The organism is Pseudoalteromonas sp. SWXJ133, assembly GCF_015864365.1.
GTDB lineage: Bacteria > Pseudomonadota > Gammaproteobacteria > Enterobacterales > Alteromonadaceae > Pseudoalteromonas > Pseudoalteromonas arctica.
In genome coordinates this window covers 259,871-273,544 of the sequence record NZ_JADYXJ010000001.1, presented here as the reverse complement: position 1 = coordinate 273,544, position 13,674 = coordinate 259,871, and the positions used below count along the sequence as shown (strand labels likewise).

At 39.9% G+C, this 13,674-nt stretch carries 13 protein-coding genes and 2 pseudogenes; 6 read left to right on the top strand and 9 right to left on the bottom strand.

The window, feature by feature from the left end; genetic code table 11:
* Positions 1-11 precede the first annotated feature (11 nt).
* The 6 genes from trpA to I6F40_RS01110 are packed head-to-tail and all read right to left on the bottom strand — an operon-like array spanning position 12 to position 6,600.
* On the bottom strand, positions 12-833 hold the full coding sequence (gene trpA, locus I6F40_RS01135; RefSeq protein ID WP_166376205.1) for a tryptophan synthase subunit alpha: 822 nt from the start codon (positions 831-833) through the stop codon (positions 12-14).
* Positions 830-2,014: a tryptophan synthase subunit beta gene (gene trpB, locus I6F40_RS01130; protein WP_166376206.1), complete on the bottom strand. Its 1,185-nt coding sequence runs from the start codon at positions 2,012-2,014 to the stop codon at positions 830-832. The genes trpA and trpB overlap by 4 nt, the downstream gene beginning before the upstream one ends.
* A gap of 7 nt (positions 2,015-2,021) precedes the next feature.
* Complete coding sequence (gene trpCF, locus I6F40_RS01125; protein WP_166376207.1) at positions 2,022-3,386, bottom strand: bifunctional indole-3-glycerol-phosphate synthase TrpC/phosphoribosylanthranilate isomerase TrpF; 1,365 nt, start codon at positions 3,384-3,386, stop codon at positions 2,022-2,024.
* On the bottom strand, positions 3,379-4,416 hold the full coding sequence (gene trpD, locus I6F40_RS01120; protein WP_197192377.1) for an anthranilate phosphoribosyltransferase: 1,038 nt from the start codon (positions 4,414-4,416) through the stop codon (positions 3,379-3,381). The genes trpCF and trpD overlap by 8 nt, the downstream gene beginning before the upstream one ends.
* A gap of 11 nt (positions 4,417-4,427) precedes the next feature.
* On the bottom strand, positions 4,428-5,030 hold the full coding sequence (locus I6F40_RS01115; protein WP_169043521.1) for an aminodeoxychorismate/anthranilate synthase component II: 603 nt from the start codon (positions 5,028-5,030) through the stop codon (positions 4,428-4,430).
* Position 5,031: 1 nt separating this feature from the next.
* On the bottom strand, positions 5,032-6,600 hold the full coding sequence (locus I6F40_RS01110) for an anthranilate synthase component 1 (protein ID WP_166376210.1): 1,569 nt from the start codon (positions 6,598-6,600) through the stop codon (positions 5,032-5,034).
* Positions 6,601-7,064: 464 nt separating this feature from the next.
* Here I6F40_RS01110 and rnm point away from each other — a divergent pair, with 464 nt between their 5' ends.
* From rnm to I6F40_RS01085, 5 genes are all read left to right on the top strand, one after another.
* Positions 7,065-7,919, top strand: coding sequence for an RNase RNM (rnm, locus tag I6F40_RS01105; protein WP_166376211.1), 855 nt, complete (start codon positions 7,065-7,067; stop codon positions 7,917-7,919).
* Positions 7,916-8,536 (top strand): L-threonylcarbamoyladenylate synthase, encoded by a 621-nt coding sequence (locus I6F40_RS01100; RefSeq protein ID WP_166376212.1) that lies wholly within the window; start codon positions 7,916-7,918, stop codon positions 8,534-8,536. The genes rnm and I6F40_RS01100 overlap by 4 nt, the downstream gene beginning before the upstream one ends.
* A 6-nt stretch (positions 8,537-8,542) precedes the next feature.
* The gene (locus I6F40_RS01095) at positions 8,543-9,379 is read left to right on the top strand and encodes a segregation and condensation protein A (RefSeq protein ID WP_166376213.1); all 837 of its coding nucleotides are present in this window, start codon (positions 8,543-8,545) and stop codon (positions 9,377-9,379) included.
* A gap of 369 nt (positions 9,380-9,748) precedes the next feature.
* The gene (locus I6F40_RS01090; protein ID WP_002961572.1) at positions 9,749-10,300 is read left to right on the top strand and encodes a cytochrome b; all 552 of its coding nucleotides are present in this window, start codon (positions 9,749-9,751) and stop codon (positions 10,298-10,300) included.
* Between the two features lies 1 nt (position 10,301).
* Positions 10,302-10,883, top strand: a complete 582-nt coding sequence (locus tag I6F40_RS01085) for a YceI family protein (RefSeq protein ID WP_166376214.1) — start codon at positions 10,302-10,304, stop codon at positions 10,881-10,883.
* An 83-nt stretch (positions 10,884-10,966) separates the two neighbouring features.
* On the opposite strand, the pseudogene I6F40_RS01080 reads toward I6F40_RS01085, so the two are convergent.
* Positions 10,967-11,646: pseudogene (locus I6F40_RS01080) on the bottom strand (hypothetical protein).
* A gap of 139 nt (positions 11,647-11,785) precedes the next feature.
* Complete coding sequence (locus I6F40_RS01075) at positions 11,786-11,953, bottom strand: hypothetical protein (RefSeq protein ID WP_002961566.1); 168 nt, start codon at positions 11,951-11,953, stop codon at positions 11,786-11,788.
* Between the two features lie 370 nt (positions 11,954-12,323).
* Here I6F40_RS01075 and I6F40_RS01070 point away from each other — a divergent pair, with 370 nt between their 5' ends.
* Positions 12,324-12,875 (top strand): hypothetical protein, encoded by a 552-nt coding sequence (locus I6F40_RS01070; RefSeq protein ID WP_165726104.1) that lies wholly within the window; start codon positions 12,324-12,326, stop codon positions 12,873-12,875.
* Here I6F40_RS01070 and I6F40_RS19840 read toward each other — a convergent pair.
* Positions 12,872-13,672: pseudogene (locus I6F40_RS19840) on the bottom strand (M61 family metallopeptidase). The gene I6F40_RS01070 and the pseudogene I6F40_RS19840 sit on opposite strands and share 4 nt — an antisense overlap.
* Between the last annotated feature and the right edge of the window lie 2 nt (positions 13,673-13,674).

Here is a 13,674-nt window from a genome sequence, read left to right as displayed (position 1 = left end):
ATAGCGATGGCTTAAAGCGATGTAGCTGCTTTCATATCGGCTACAAATGCTTTTAGTTGCGCGGTCATTGTTGGTAAATCATTAAGGTTAGCTTCAATAATTTTAACCACAGCAGAGCCTGAAATAGCACCGGCTGCACCTGCATTAAGAGCCGCTTTTACATCATCTGGCGTTGAAATACCAAACCCTAAAAGAGCAGGGGCTGCATGGTATTCTTTTAATTTAGTAACAATATTACCCGCAGGCATTTGTGCCTTAGTATCGGTACCGGTAACACCTGCGCGCGATAGTAAATACGTGTAACCACGACCGTAAGAGGCGCATTGGCGAAGTGTGTCGTCATCTGCATTTGGTGTTGCAATAAAAATTGGGTCTACACCGTTATCCATAGCTGACTTTCTAAACATTTTAGATTCATGTAAAGGTACATCAGCCACTAAAATTGAGTCTACGCCTACCGCTTTTGCATCTTTATAAAATGCTTCTATACCGCGCTTAAACACAAGGTTTGAATACAATAATAAGCCAATTGGAATATCGGCATTATACTCACGTATTTCTTTAATAATATCAAAGCAATCTTGTGTGTTAATGTGCACATTGAGTGCGCGAATATTAGCTTTTTGAATTACTGGGCCATCTGCAATTGGGTCAGAAAACGGAATACCAAGCTCAAGCGCATCAGCGCCGCCGTCAATCAGACTTTTTATAATCGCAATACTTTGCTCTTTACCTGGGTCGCCAATCGTTACAAATGGTACAAACGCACCTTGTTTTTGCTCGTTAAGCGCTGCAAACATTTTGCCGTAACGATCCGTTTTTACTTGGCTCATAGCTGACCTCTTTCAGTTAGTACATTGTGAACGTGTGCTAAATCTTTATCGCCACGACCACTTAAATTAATCACTATAACACTTTCCTCGGTTAGCTCCTCTGCGTACTTAAGCGCATAAGCTAACGCATGGCTTGATTCAAGTGCCGGAATAATCCCTTCATTTTTAGCAAGCGACTGAAACGCATCAAGCGCTTCTGTATCGGTAATAGCTACATATTGAGCGCGACCAGTTTCGTGTAAAAATGCATGCTGAGGACCAACAGCTGGGTAATCAAGACCCGCTGATACAGAGTAAGACTCTTCAATTTGGCCATCGTCATTTTGCATAATATACGTATAAGTACCGTGTAATATGCCTTTAGTGCCTTTACAAATTGTTGCACCGTGCTCATTTGTATCAAGACCTTTACCAGCAGGCTCAACACCAATTAATTTAACGCCTGGCTCGTCAATAAAGTCAGTAAACATACCAATTGCGTTTGAACCACCACCAACACAGGCAATAACAGCGTCAGGTAAACGACCTTCTGCTTTAAGTACTTGTTGCTTAGCTTCTTCACCAATAATTTTTTGATACTCGCGTACAATTGTTGGGAATGGGTGAGGACCCGCAGCTGTACCTAGTAGGTAGTGCGCGTCTTGGTAATTTGCTGACCAGTCACGCAGCGCTTCATTTACGGCATCTTTTAATGTGCCAGAACCTGCTGTTACCGGAATGACTTCTGCGCCCATTAACTTCATTCTAAATACGTTAGGTTGCTGACGTTCAACGTCTTTTGCGCCCATATAAATACGACATTTTAAACCCAGTAGTGCACATGCAAGCGCGGTTGCAACGCCGTGTTGACCGGCACCTGTTTCAGCAATGACTTGTTTTTTACCCATACGCTTAGTAAGTAACGCTTGGCCAAGTACTTGGTTCGTTTTATGTGCGCCGCCGTGTAATAAGTCTTCACGCTTTAGATACAATTTTACTTTTGGGTTTTTAACTAAATTGCGCGTTAAAGTAAGTGGGGTAGGACGACCCGCATACTCGTTTAATAATTTACTTAGCTCTGCCTGAAACTCAGGATCTTTTTGTGCTTTGTTAAATTCGTTTTCTAACTGCTTAAGCGCAGGGACAAGTAACTCGGGTACAAACATACCGCCAAACTCGCCAAAATAAGCTGGATTTTGCATTTTAACCTCAATAATTTCTGATGCTTGTAAAAGCATTATGTAATTTGTTAGGGCACTTTTTACCCGCAGATTCTTCAACGCCTGAGTTTAAATCAAGGCCTAAGGCACCTTTAAAAAGCGCATCTTTAATATTGTCTGGATTTAAGCCTCCAGCGAGCATAAATGGTGTAGTTGCATTACCAAGCACTGACCAATCAAATACTATACCTGTACCGCCAGCTTGTGTATCGCTGTGCGTATCGTAAAGGTGTCGATCAACCCCATTTACAGGCGTTGGCAATGCATCTTTTATTGCTTGGGCTTTCCAAATTTCGCAATTAGTTGGTAACTGTGTACGCAAGTCAGCAATGTAATCGTCACTTTCTTGGCCATGTAATTGAACTGCCGCTAATTTTAACACACTTGCGTATTGAGCAACTTGCTCAATGGGGGCGTCTACAAATACACCAACAAAGTTAAGTGGTGCGCTTTGGCTCAGCTCCCTTGCACAATCTAAATCGACATAGCGCGGCGATTTAGGATGAAAAATTAAACCACCATAAACAGCACCATTTTGATATGCCGTGAGTACATCTTGGCTACGTGTTAAACCACATACTTTATTGTCGCCTAAAATAACACGGCGACATGCTTGCTCTAAATCACGCTCGCTCATAAGTGAGCTGCCAATTAAAAAGCCATCGCATAATGGAGCTAAACGTTTTACGTCTTGATGGGTGTAAATACCCGATTCCGAAATAACCACTTTATCAGCCGGAATAAGCTTTCGTAGTTTTTCAGTAGTGGCTAAATCGGTGCTTAAATCGCGTAAATCGCGGTTATTAATACCAATAATTTGTGCATCAAGTGCAAGTGCGCGGTGTACTTCTTCTTCATTACTTACTTCGGTTAACACCGACATATTAAGTGAATCGGCAACAGCATGCAGTGCTTTATAGCTTTCGTCATCGAGTACCGAAAGCATCAGTAATATAGCGTCACCACCATAAATACGTGCCATATACACTTGGTACTCGTCTATAAAAAAGTCTTTACAGATAAGCGGTTGTTCTACTTGGCTGCGCACAAATTCAAGATAGTCAAAGCTGCCTTGAAAATATTTAGCATCAGTTAACACACTCATGCAGGTAGCATATTTTTTATAAACTGAAGTAATTTCGGTTAAATCAAACGGCTCTCTAATTAACCCTTTTGAAGGCGATGCTTTTTTACACTCTAAAATAAACTGTGTGCCAGGTGCTGCAAGTGCTTTATAAAAGCTACGGCTTGTAGGCACTGCAAGGTGCTTAAAGCTTTCAAGCGGACGCGCAGCTTTACGCTCAATTAGCTCTAATTTTTTATCAGCAACAATTTTGTCTAATACATTAGCCATTACTTACCTCAATAATTGCACTTAGTGTGTTCATGGCTTGCCCTGAACTTAATAATGTTTGTACTTGTTTTGCCCCTTCTTTTAACGTTTCTGCTTTACCTGTTAGGTATAAAAGGGCAGCTACGTTAACCACGATGGCCGCATTATGTGCATCTGTGCCTTTGCCTTTTAAAATAGCGAGGCTTGCATTTGCGTTGTATTGTGGGCCTTCACCAGCGAGTTGTTCAAGTGAATAGTTTGCAAGGTCGAAGTCGCTTGGGTTTAGTGTGTACTGCGTAATCTCGCCATTATTTAGCTCAACTACCATTGTTGGGCCGTGTAGGGCTATTTCGTCAGTGCCCGAGCCGTGAACAATCATAGCGCGCTTTGTGCCAAGGGTTTTAAGTGTTTGTGCCATTGGCATACACAACGCTTCGTTATACACGCCGAGTAATTGGACTTCAGGTGCTGCAGGGTTAGCAAGTGGGCCTAAAATATTAAAAATAGTGCGTGTTTTAAGCGATGTTCGTACGCCCATCGCATGGCGTACGCCACTGTGATAGTGCGGTGCAAACAAAAAGGTAAAATTGGTTTGCTCAAGACATTTTGCTGCTTGCTCTGGGCTCATATCTATATTAATGCCCAGCGCTTTAAGTAAATCGGCTGAGCCTGAATTACTCGATACACTGCGATTACCATGTTTTACCATGTTAATACCGGCAGCGGCGGCAACAATTGCAGCCGTTGTACTTATATTAATTGTGTTTGAACCATCGCCACCAGTGCCACAGCTATCGGCAAGTTGCGTACTGCTGGTGGTAAAAGCAACGGCGTTTTCGCGCATTGAGGCTGCCGCGCCTGCAATTTCGTCACTTACTTCGCCTTTAATTTTAAGGCTTATAAGTAGGGCGGTTAGCTCGATTTCACTCATATTACCTTGCATTATTTCATCAAACAGCGCTTTGGCGTCTGCGTAGCTTAATGATTGCCCAGTAATTAGTTGCTCAATCGCGTGTTGAACATTTATGGGTTGTTCTGGTTGTGTACTCATAATGTCCTCTTTTATTTAGCGCGTGTTAAGTAAGCGACACTTTGCTGAAGTAGCATTGCGCCGTTTGGCGTTAGTATTGATTCTGGATGAAACTGGTAACCCAATGCGTTGTCATCATGATGATAAATAGCCATAGGGATATCTTCGTACTGGGCAATAACCTCAATATTGTCAGGCACTTTTGTTGCCATTAATGAATGGTAACGTGCCACAGGCATTGTATTGCCCATACCATCAAATACAGGATGCTCGCCTAAATTAATAATTGAAGACTTACCATGTACGGTTTCACCCGCGTGACCGATTACTCCACCGTAGCTTTGGGTTAATGCTTGTTGGCCTAAACAAATGCCTAGCATTGGGAAGTTACCTTTAGAGAGCTCAATAAGCTCCATTAAACAGCCTGCATCGCTTGGTGTTCCAGGACCAGGCGAAAGTACTAATAGCACTTGGCCTTGCTCTTGGCGCATTTTGTTAAAGATAACCTCAGCGCTAATGTTGTTTCTGTAAACAACGAGTTCGCAGCCAAGCATCGTCAGCTCATCAACAAGGTTATATGTAAATGAGTCAAAGTTATCTAAAAAATAGATTTTGATAGGATTCGCTTTACTCATTTTATACCGCCTTATACGTAGATTTTATGGCGGTGATAACCGCTTGTGCTTTAGCGCGAGTTTCGTTTGCTTCTGAAATAGGATCTGAGTCAAACACTACACCGGCACCTGCTTGCACATATGCTTTATTATTTTTAACAAAAGCTGAGCGAATAACAATACAGCTATCCATTGCGCCATCGCCCGTTAAGTAACCTACAGCGCCGCCATAGCTGCCACGGCGTTTGCCTTCTGTTTGACGAACAAGCTCAGCAGCACGCACTTTTGGTGCACCAACAAGCGTGCCCATGTTCATACATGCTTGGTAAGCGTGTAGTGCATCAAGCTCAGGTTTAAGAGTACCTACAACGCGCGATACTAAATGCATTACCTGTGAATAGCGGTCTACTTTTAATAGCTCTTTGGCAAAACGAGTACCAGCAACACTAATGCGGGCTACGTCGTTACGCGCTAAATCAACAAGCATTAAATGCTCGGCGCGCTCTTTTTGATCGTTTCTAAGTTCAAGTTCAATGCGGCTGTCTAGGTCTGGGTTTATTTGCCCATTAGCAAATTTGCCACGTGGGCGAGTGCCAGCAATTGGGTATACTTCTACTTGCTGAGATTGCACTGTGTATTTAAGTGCTGATTCAGGCGATGCGCCAAATAAAGCAAAGTCTTCATCGCGCATATAAAACATATACGGACTTGGATTTTGCTTTTTAAGCTGGCTATAAGCGTGCAGAGGGTCAGGGCAAGGTAGTGAAAATGTACGCGACGGCACTACCTGAAAAATATCACCATCTACAATATTCTTTTTAAGCTTAACCACTTGCTCGCAGTAAGTGTCATCGTCAATATCAACGCTTACATCACATTCGCCACTTTGCATATCCGCACTAAATTCTGAAGCGTTATCGCACAGCGTATTTAAGCGCTCTAGTTCTTTACCTACTTCAAAGCAGTTAGCGTGTACGTCTGGGCCATTAAATACATTACCAATGAGTTCGGTTGTTTGTTTTTGATGATCAATAACAACTAAGGTTTCGGCTAAATAAAATACGTAATCTGGGCAGGTATTTTCGCCATCTGGTACATCACTTAACTGCTCAAAGTTTGCTACCATATCGTAGGCAAATACACCGCCTAAAAATAACGAAAATGGATTGTTAGTTGTGCTTTTAATACTGTTAATACAAGTACGAAGGGCGCTAAATGCATTATCTGCAACTAGTTTACTCGCTTCGTCAGTATCGCCGCTTGTGTCTAAATAACACAGGGTAAGCGTTGCGCCGTCTAAAGTGGCATCACAGCTTTTAACATTTTCCTGCAAGTAGCTAAGTAGTTGTTGCCCATTATTAGATTGAGCAGTGATAGTAACTGTTTTACCTTGGCATACGATGCGCAGGGCACAGTCGACTAAAATTAAACTTTTAACACTGTCTTTAGAATCAATCTCAGCCGATTCAAGCAGTAGTGAGTTAGGCTTATCAAGTGCCGCGTATAATGCAAGTGGACTACTTATATAGTCGCGTACTTGCGTAATGCTTGTTACTTCGCCTGGTGTGGTAGTTATATGACTAAAAATCAAACCTCATTCCCTCAAAAAATTAAACCCCGCAATGCTTTAGCAATGCGGGGTTTGAATAACGATATCTAAATTACAAACAGATCATTACCGTCCCGCTATATCAGGCGCCACCACCAACGATGTGTAAGAGTAAGACCGTTATTCATGTTTTTCTGCCTCAAAATTTATTAAATATTTTTAACGTATACGTTTCGTAAAATTTAGTTATAAAAAAACCCGCATAGTTGCGGGTTTTGAATTTTTGTTAGACACGACAATTCATCACCCGATAATTACGAGTGCCACCACCAAATAGTGTTTAAGTTTGAATTGATCATTATTGTTAATTCTTAATGTGTCTGAAAGTGGCTACAGTAAAACGTATCTTATGCTTTTGTGTCAAGTGTTTATTTAAAACAATTTAGTCAAAAAACTTGTTATACTTACATAAACACCATTAACCCTTAATTTTAAGCAGTTTTCTTTTGATAAAATACGATTTACATAGCCACACCACACACTCAGACGGGCGTTTAACGGTTGAAGAATTATTGCATCGCGCTGTTGATAAAAATATTGATGTGTTTGCTATTACCGATCACGACACTGTGGCAGCCATTAAACCTGCCCAGCAATTTATTGAAGCTGAAAAATTACCGCTTTCATTAATAACGGGTACAGAAGTGTCGACTAAATGGGAAAGCTTCGAAATTCATATTGTTGGTTTAAATATTGATATTGAGAATATTGACCTTACCTCTTTATTATCTGCTCAGCAGCAAAAGCGAGAAGAGCGCGCGCTAGAAATTGGCGCACGTCTTACAAAAAACGGTTTTGATGGCATTTATGAGCAGGCTAAAGAGCTTGCAAAAAACGCGCAAATCACGCGCGCACATTTTGCACGTGCATTAATTGAGCGCGGCGTAGCAAAAAACTTTCCCGGTGTATTTAAAAAGTATTTAGGTCGTGGCAAAACAGGTTATGTACCAAGTTGTTGGTGCACCATGCAAACTGCTATTGAGGCTATTCATGCCGCTGGTGGAGTTGCTGTACTTGCGCACCCAAGTAGTTATCAAATGTCGAACAAATGGTTACGCAAGCTATTAGTAGAATTTAAAAGTGTAGGAGGAGACGCAATGGAAGTTGCACAACCTCAGCAGGCGCCAAGCGAACGTCAATTTTTAGGTGAACTCAGCCGTGAGTACGGGCTACTTTGCTCGCAAGGGTCTGATTTTCATTTTCCGACAAGCTATTTAGAGCTTGGCAAAAATTTATACTTACCGAAAGACTGCCAAGGTGTTTGGCAAGCCTGGGAAGGACAAGAAGGGGCATTATTATGAGTCAATTATTTCACATTCATCCTGAAAATCCGCAACCGAGATTGATTAGTCAAGCCGTTGATATTATTAAACAAGGCGGCGTTGTTGTTTACCCAACAGATTCTGGCTATGCAATTGGCTGTAACATTGGTAACAAGCAAGCCAAAGAGCGCATAGAGCGAATTCGTGGCATTGAAAAAAACGATAATTTTACGCTAGTTTGTCGTGATTTATCGGAGTTATCTACTTATGCACGCGTAGATAACCAGCTATTTAGATTAATTAAAAATAATACGCCAGGGCCTTATACCTTTATTTTTAAAGGCACAAAAGAAGTCCCTAAACGTTTATTAAACGACAAGAAAAAAACCATTGGCATGCGTGTAATTGAGCACCCAATAGCCTGTGCGTTACTTGCCGAACTTGGCGAGCCGTTAATGTCGTGTTCTTTAATTTTACCAGGTGAGCAGTTTACAGAATCAGATCCTGATGAAATATTAGAGCGTTTAGATAAACACGTTGATTTAATTATTCACGGTGGCCACTTAGCCGAGCAAGCAACCACGGTAATCGATTTGTCGGAAGATGAAGTCAAGATTTTGCGTGTTGGCTGTGGTGATACAAGCCCATTTGAATAATAAGTAATGAGCGAAAGCACTGCAAATACAAAAAATAGTGAAAAGCCAGTGCAGCAAAAGCTGCCACTGGCTTTTTTGCATGGTAAAGCGGTTGTAGACAAACCAGAAGATTTATACATTCCACCTGACGCGCTCGAAATAATATTAGAAACCTTTGAAGGCCCGCTCGATTTACTGCTCTATTTAATTAAAAAGCATAAGCTTGATGTACTCGAACTTTCTATTTTTAGTATTACAGAGCAGTACGTAAGTTATGTAGAAATGATGACCGAGTTTCAACTCGAACTTGCTGGCGAATATTTAGTAATGGCTGCGTTACTTGCGCAAATTAAGTCTCGCTTATTATTACCTGTACACGAAGAGCTTCAAGAGGAAGAAGATCCTCGTGCTGAGCTTATTAAACGTTTGCAAGAGTATGAGCTGTTTAAACAAGCCGCCGAAAACCTCGACGATATTCCTCGTGTTGGTCGTGATATTTTTATAGCGCATGCCGCTATGCCAATAAGTGAAGATACAAGTCAAAATCTCCCCGATATTGAACTTAAAGACTTAATGCTGGCGCTGAGTGATGTAATGGCGCGAGCAAAAACGTTTGAGCATCATCAAATTACTGCCGAAGTACTCTCAACCCGAGAGAGAATGAGCCAAATATTACAGCAACTATCGCAAGCAAACTCGGCAGTGGTATTTAATGCGCTTTTTACCCCAAATGAAGGGCGAAGTGGTGTAGTGGTTAGTTTTATAGCTATGCTTGAGCTTATTAAAGAAGGGCTTGTTACCTGTTTGCAAGTAAGCCCTGAGAGCTTAATTTATGTCAGCTTAAGCGAACAATCTACCCTATAAAACTATCTGTTTAATCATCTCATACCAACCTGCATGAATATTTGAGCAATTTAACGAATTAAATTGCACTATTACGTTGTTAAAATTTTTTATTTACGACTGCATGGATGCAGGAGGTAGGAGGTAGGAGGTAGAGCAATGCAGGGAGCAATTGCCGAGAACAACTAGATACAAAAATTTCTGCCTAGTTCTAGCGTAATTTTCTTAACGTTAAATAGACTCCATATACAAGCAGAACTTTATTATTTGCAAAACTGACTTTAAATAATAAAGTTCTGTGCGTATACGCACGTAAAGTGTTTGTAAATGTTATTTTCATTTATGGCTGTGCACTATATTGTAACGTCATAGCATTATAGGAAGTTACACATGTTTAAAAATACACCTTCATCCTACGGACTTGTCGCCATTATTTTACATTGGCTCATGGCGCTGACTATTTTTGGCCTGTTTGGTTTAGGTTTATATATGGTTGAGCTTACTTATTACGATAGCTGGTATAAAGGTTCACTCGATTTACATAAGAGTATTGGTATTACGCTTGTGGCCGTATTTTTATTTAGAATTTTATGGCGTGCTTTATCTACACAACCTAAACCATTAGGTGAGAGTAAAGGCATGAACCAATTAGCACATACTGCGCATATTGCTATGTATATTATTTTGGCCGTTATTGTTGTTGCTGGGTATTTAATATCAACCGCAGACGGACGTCCAATAGAAGTGTTTACCTTATTTAACGTATCAGCGCTTGATTTTGCTTTTGATGACCAAGCCGATATTGCAGGAAAAGTACATTATTATGGCGCGTGCACATTAATCGGGTTTGCAGTATTGCATGCACTAGGGGCGTTAAAACATCACTTTATCGATAAAGATAAAACCTTAATTAGAATGATCAAACCATTAAAGGATGATTAAAATGAAAAAATTATTAGTAAGCACAGCCGTTTCGGCTGCAATGATGTTATCGGCAACAGTCGCCAATGCAGCTGATTATGTAATTGATACAAAAGGTGGGCACGCATCTGTTAATTTTAAAATTAAACACTTAGGTTACAGCTGGTTATATGGTCGTTTTAATACTTTTGACGGCACATTTAGTTACGATGCTAAAAACCCTGATGCGTCAAAAATTATGGTAAACATTGATATCACAAGTCTTGACTCTAACCATGCAGAGCGCGATAAGCATTTACATGGTAAAGATTTTTTAAATGTAGATAAATACCCAAAAGCGACATTTAAAAGCACGAGTATTAAATTTGATGAAGACGGCGAAGAGGCTGATGTAACCGGTGAGTTTACGCTGCACGGCGTAACTAACACTATTACCTTTGAAATAGATAAAGTGGGCGAAGGTAAAGATCCGTGGGGCGGCTACCGCGTAGGTTTTGAGGGCGAAACCAGCCTTAAACTTACCGACTACGGTATTGATTACAACTTAGGACCTGCATCTACTCATGTTGATATTATTTTATCAATAGAAGGCGTTCGTCAGTAATACCATTATTAAATATAAAAACGCCACTTACTGTGGCGTTTTTTTGCTTAACAGAAACTCAAATTAAGCGACTTCGAATTTGCTTATTTTGCGCTATTAATACGTGACTGTAATAGCGGCCTTAAATGCTCGGGTAACCAGCGCATGAGTAAATCATTATAAGCCTGCGTTTTTTTAATAACTTTGAGCTGCTCATTAAGAATAGCAATGTCTTCTGCGCCTTGCTCGTTTTTAGTACAGCCAATAAAACCATAACTTAACGCGGGTGATTCGGTTAATGGACGCTGCGTTAAGTTTTCTTCAAAGTGCATTGATTTAGCTAAATAGTAATGCTCGCTTGGGTAACCCAGCAAAATATCAATTCGTTTTAGGTTAAGCATATATGTGAGGCTCGCTAGGCTATCGCGAGTCTTTTGTGCATTGCTATTGAAGGCGAGAGGCCCGTTGTTGAGCTTTCGTCTGTAAAATAAATATGCTCTTTTCTGTAATCATTTTTATAAAGCGATAACGCACAAACATTATTTGAAGTATTAGATAGCTCTTGGATTACTTTACCTGAAGGGATAAGCATGCGGTTAAAGGTAATATTAGGAAGTTGTTTTTCAAGTAATGAAATTATGCTTTCGTCACGGCCTTGGTGTTGATATTGACCATTTAAAATATAATAGGGTGCAAAGTCGTGCGCTAGCCAGTTTATGGTTCTAGCATTGCCTATTGAACTCAGACAGAAAAAAAGTAAGAAAGTTAAAAATATACGGAGCATTACAACAGCTGCCAGTAATTATTATTGTAAAACTATTGTAACCAATAAAGAGCTAAAAAGTAAAATGCCAGCAACAAGGCTGGCATAATATCTTATCAATAATTGCAATAATAAAAAGGCAATTAAAGTTATGTGTTGCTTAGTTAGCTTTTAGCCACTTAACAAACTGGCGTGCATCACTCGCTTTTTGAAACAATGCATTTTTTAAACCTTGTGTATCACTAAAGATTACACGATGTTTGTTTACTGAAATTGATTGCACTGGATGTGCGATTTGGATCATAGACCCATTATATTTATAAGACATAATAAAACTCACTTTATTCTTGTTATTTATTCTGCGCTATATTTTTATAGCAAATTGCAGTTAATAAATTAACGATGTTGTGTTTAGCTTCATTACAGTGTTGACGATCTTTATGACACTTTTGCGATGATAGTAAAAAATCATCTCGGTATTATTCAAGGGGTTCTCGCCGTACAATAACTTAGCTTTCAAATATACGTTTTGCGGGGCTTACTGGATCAGGGTAAATGGTTAACCGCGGCGGTTTCTTTAAACCAGAGAGGGAAGGTAACTTATATATAAATTGTGCGCAAGCTATTTTTGTAAAAATATTTATAATAAATCTTATCAACTGCTTACAAAGCCCATTTTTAGTTACCAAAGGATAAGTATGAATTACCTAATAGTGAGTGATATTTATGGTTTAACCCCTGCTTTAAGGAGGTTATCACAGGCAATTAGTTCAAATTTAGTGATTGTTGACCCTTACAATAACAAGTTTCAAGCTATTGAAAGTGAACAAGATAGTTACAACAATTTTATACAGCAGTGTGGCCATGATAAATACACCGACAAAGTTCAAAAATGCTTTGAGAGTTTAAAATTGCCAACGACGTGTATTGCTTTTAGTGCAGGGGCAAGTGCAGCATGGCGGGCACAGTTATTAACAGGCAATACACACCTTAAAAAGTTAATTGGCTTTTACCCGTCGCAAATTAGACATAATTTAAATTTAAGCGCAAAAGTACCCTGTGAGTTCATATTTCCAGCAAGTGAGAGTCACTTTAATGTTGATGAAGTTATTAAAGCTTTAAGCACCAAAGCGAATGTTAAGTGCTATAAAACCAATTTTTTGCATGGTTTTATGAACGAGTACTCAACCAATTTTAACGCGCAAGGGCTTGTTGAATATAGTAACTATATAAAACAGAGCAGCCGTTAAAGCGTGTTTAGCTGCTCTTTACTAATATCAGGAAAATCGGTGCGGGTATTATATTTTGCATACAGCGTTGTAAAAACGCTACTACCGGATAGCTTATCTAACTCTTTTATAAAGGTTTTAGCACTAGAGCGAGCGGGTCTACAGCATACTTGATACTGTTTTATTATACCCGCGACAGATAAACCTTGTTTTTGTAGCTTCAAATCGGCCTGTGCAAAAAAAGCCGCACCCGTCCAATAAACACGTTGCTGGGCTCGTTGTTTCCACATATCGGCAGAGAGCTTATTAAGTGGCTGTGTTTTAGTTTTAGTTTGCAGGCGGGCACGATCAAATCCTGCATTTAAACGTTGTACAAATTGCGGCTGGGTAATTATACCGCTGTCACGCATTATTACGTTTTGCATGTAACTGGCAAAACCTTCGCTTAGCCAAAAACCGGAGTAGGGAAGTAGCGGCAAATATATATGCGAAAGTTCATGGTATAGCGTCTAATCTTTAGTTAATGCATTTAAACTGGCGTAGCGATCTATATGTAGTTCAAGCCCATCGGGGTTATTGCGCTTAACTGTAGCCCAAGGTACAGGCTCAAAAGCAAAGTATTGCGGTTTTAAATAAATAGGCAATGTAGCTTGTTTTAAAGGTCCCAGTGTATTTTGTGTTTTTTCAACACTTTGATTAACCCATGTAGACACTGTATTTTGAGCATTACTTGAGAGCGAGCTAAGATTATGTATGACTACTTCAGCTGCATTTATGTTACACGTAATAAATAGTGGCAATATCAATAATATCTTCATGT

Excerpts from the sequence above, each read along its gene's own strand:
- trpA (WP_166376205.1), bottom strand. The coding sequence starts at position 833 with ATGAGCCAAGTAAAAACGGATCGTTACGGCAAAATGTTTGCAGCGCTT.
- trpB (WP_166376206.1), bottom strand. The coding sequence starts at position 2,014 with ATGCAAAATCCAGCTTATTTTGGCGAGTTTGGCGGTATGTTTGTACCC.
- trpCF (WP_166376207.1), bottom strand. The coding sequence starts at position 3,386 with ATGGCTAATGTATTAGACAAAATTGTTGCTGATAAAAAATTAGAGCTA.
- trpD (WP_197192377.1), bottom strand. The coding sequence starts at position 4,416 with ATGAGTACACAACCAGAACAACCCATAAATGTTCAACACGCGATTGAG.
- I6F40_RS01115 (WP_169043521.1), bottom strand. The coding sequence starts at position 5,030 with ATGAGTAAAGCGAATCCTATCAAAATCTATTTTTTAGATAACTTTGAC.
- I6F40_RS01100 (WP_166376212.1), top strand. The coding sequence starts at position 7,916 with ATGAGTCAATTATTTCACATTCATCCTGAAAATCCGCAACCGAGATTG.
- I6F40_RS01095 (WP_166376213.1), top strand. The coding sequence starts at position 8,543 with ATGAGCGAAAGCACTGCAAATACAAAAAATAGTGAAAAGCCAGTGCAG.
- I6F40_RS01090 (WP_002961572.1), top strand. The coding sequence starts at position 9,749 with ATGTTTAAAAATACACCTTCATCCTACGGACTTGTCGCCATTATTTTA.
- I6F40_RS01085 (WP_166376214.1), top strand. The coding sequence starts at position 10,302 with ATGAAAAAATTATTAGTAAGCACAGCCGTTTCGGCTGCAATGATGTTA.
- I6F40_RS01075 (WP_002961566.1), bottom strand. The coding sequence starts at position 11,953 with ATGTCTTATAAATATAATGGGTCTATGATCCAAATCGCACATCCAGTG.
- I6F40_RS01070 (WP_165726104.1), top strand. The coding sequence starts at position 12,324 with ATGAATTACCTAATAGTGAGTGATATTTATGGTTTAACCCCTGCTTTA.